Below are 2,211 nucleotides of genomic sequence, written 5' to 3' on the forward strand. Positions count from 1 at the left end.
CGACATGGTCTTCCTGCTGCTGATCTTCTTCGTCGTCACCACGAGCTTCGTCAAGGAGTCGGGCATCGACGTGTCGCGCTCGACGGCCGCCTCGGCCGAGATCAAGGAGCGGGGCACGATCATGGTCGGCGTCTCGCCCGAGGGCGAGGTCTACTTCGACGGCAAGAAGGTCGACGTGCGCTCGGTGCGCGGCCTGGTCGAGCGGGCCCTGGCCGAGGACCCCGAGGGCGGCGTGGTCATCGTGGCCGACCGGGCCTCGGAGACCGGCGCCGTCGTGGGCGTCATGGACCAGTGCCGCCTCGCGGGCGCCAAGAACGTGAGCCTCGCCGCCAAGCAGGAGAGCGAGGGCTGATGACGACCCTGGCCCACAACCCGTTCGTGCTGCGCCTGCGGAGCCTGGCGGTCCACGGGGGCCTCGTCGTGGCCGCCGTGGCGGTGAACATCTTCCTCTTCGCGCTGGTGGGCTTCCTGACCAACGAGAACCGCAACGACCAGGACATCACCGAGCCGGTGGGGGTCAGCCTGGTCAACCTGGCGCCGCCCGAGCCGCCGAAGCAGGAAGAGGTGAACGAGCCCGAGCCGCCGCCGCCGGCCGCCGAGAAGCCCGACTTCACGCCCGACCTGTTCCAGCCGGCCATCGCCGGCCCGGGCGTGGGCGACCTCGTCGTCGGCCTGAACATCGGCGACGTCGACACGCGCGAGGACCCGTCCGAGATGATCTTCGACTCGGTCGACCTCGACCAGGCGCCCCAGGCGACGGTGCGCATTCCGCCCGAGTACCCGTTCAAGGCGCGCGAGCGCGGGGTCGAGGGCTACGTGGCGGTGAAGTTCCTGGTCCGGGCCGACGGCTCGGTGGGGAACGTGAACGTCCTGAAGGCCAAGCCGGAAGGGTACTTCGAGGAAGAGGTGCGCCGGGCGCTGCCCCGCTGGAAGTTCCAGCCGGGCACCATCGCCGGCGAGCCCGTGCCCTCGTGGGTGGTGACGACGCTGCGGTTCGACCTGAATTGACCGGAGGGAGCCGGCTGAAGGGAGGGCCGTCCGAGATGGAGAGTGTCGCGATGCGCAAGATGCTGAGACAGTCCCTGGAATGGCTCCTGCCCTGGATCATCGGGGTGGGGCTGATCTGGTTCGTCGTCACGCCCGGCGATGCCGCCGAGTCGGTGCCGGCGGAAGACGCCGCGGCCGCCGTGACGTCCGGCGAGGCGAACGGCGACGCGCCGGCGAGCCTCTACGACCTGGCGAACCTGCCCCGCAAGCTGCGCAAGGTCGTCTTCCGCGCCGCCACCTACGGCAAGCGCCGCGAGCCGCAGAAGGCCGTCGACCTGCTCACCGGGCACCTGCGCGACCATCCCGATCAGGACCACTACCTGTTGCGCCTGCACCTGGCCCAGAACCTGGCCGACCTCGACGAGACGGCCCTGGCCCGCGAGCACTACCGCAGATCGGTGCAGCTTGAGCCCGACCTCGACCGCGGCTGGCTCGGCCTGGCCGACACGTCGTACGATCTGGAGGATTTCGAGCTCGCCGGCGACGCCTTCGTGCAGGGCTACCGCACCTCGCCCGAACACCCGTCCCAGGTGCTGTACTTCGCGGGCGCGGCCTACCTCATGGGCAACGAGACCGAACGCGCGGTCGATGTCTTCACCGAGCTGACCAGCGGCGACGCGGGCTTCCCCCAGCTGCCGTGGTACCGCGGGCTGGTCATCGCCGCGGCGCGTCTCGGCCGGCCGGAACGGGCCGACGCCGCCGTCGCCCGCATGGTCGACACGTTCGCCGAGGAGCCCGACGCCTGGTACCTCAAGTACCAGCACGAGGCCGGCAAGAAGAACTACCGCGAGGCCGCCGTGTCCCTGCGCTTCGTCGGCTTCCTGCGCGAGCTGACTCCGGCCGAGACCCAGCAGCTCGGCGACCTCTACGTGGTGCTCGGCGTGCCCTGGCTCGCCAGCCGGCAGTACGCCGCCGCCCTGGGCGACAGCGCCCGGGCCGAGGAGTGGGAGCGGTTGGGTTCGGCCCTCGTCGCGGCCCACGAGACCGACGCGGCCCTCGACGTGCTCAACGAGGCCCTGGCCGCGGAGGAGTCGCCGCGGCTGTGGGCCCTGTTGGGCGACATCCACTACCTGCGTCAGGAATACGCCCAGGCCCGCGAGGCCTTCGCCCGCATCGCGGACCGGGACGAGTCGGGGCGCGCCCTGCTCATGGAGGGCTACTGCG

General features: G+C 71.1%; 3 protein-coding genes (1 of these 3 running past the window's edge). All 3 read left to right on the forward strand.

Annotated features, from left to right (window positions below; all coding sequences use genetic code 11):
• On the forward strand, positions 1-352 hold the 3' portion of the coding sequence (locus KDM41_04460; protein ID MCB1182663.1) for a biopolymer transporter ExbD. 155 nt of this gene lie to the left of the window's left edge; the window shows 352 of its 507 coding nt (coding positions 156-507); its start codon lies off the left edge, out of view; its stop codon occupies positions 350-352.
• Entirely contained in the window at positions 352-1,008 is a 657-nt protein-coding gene (locus KDM41_04465; protein ID MCB1182664.1) for an energy transducer TonB, read from the forward strand. Before KDM41_04460 ends, KDM41_04465 begins: the two co-directional genes overlap by 1 nt.
• Before the next feature lie 50 nt (positions 1,009-1,058).
• On the forward strand, positions 1,059-2,211 hold a 1,153-nt coding region (locus tag KDM41_04470; protein MCB1182665.1), incomplete at its 3' end, for a tetratricopeptide repeat protein.

It is taken from the genome of bacterium (assembly GCA_020440705.1).
Lineage (GTDB): Bacteria > Krumholzibacteriota > Krumholzibacteriia > LZORAL124-64-63 > LZORAL124-64-63 > JAGRNP01.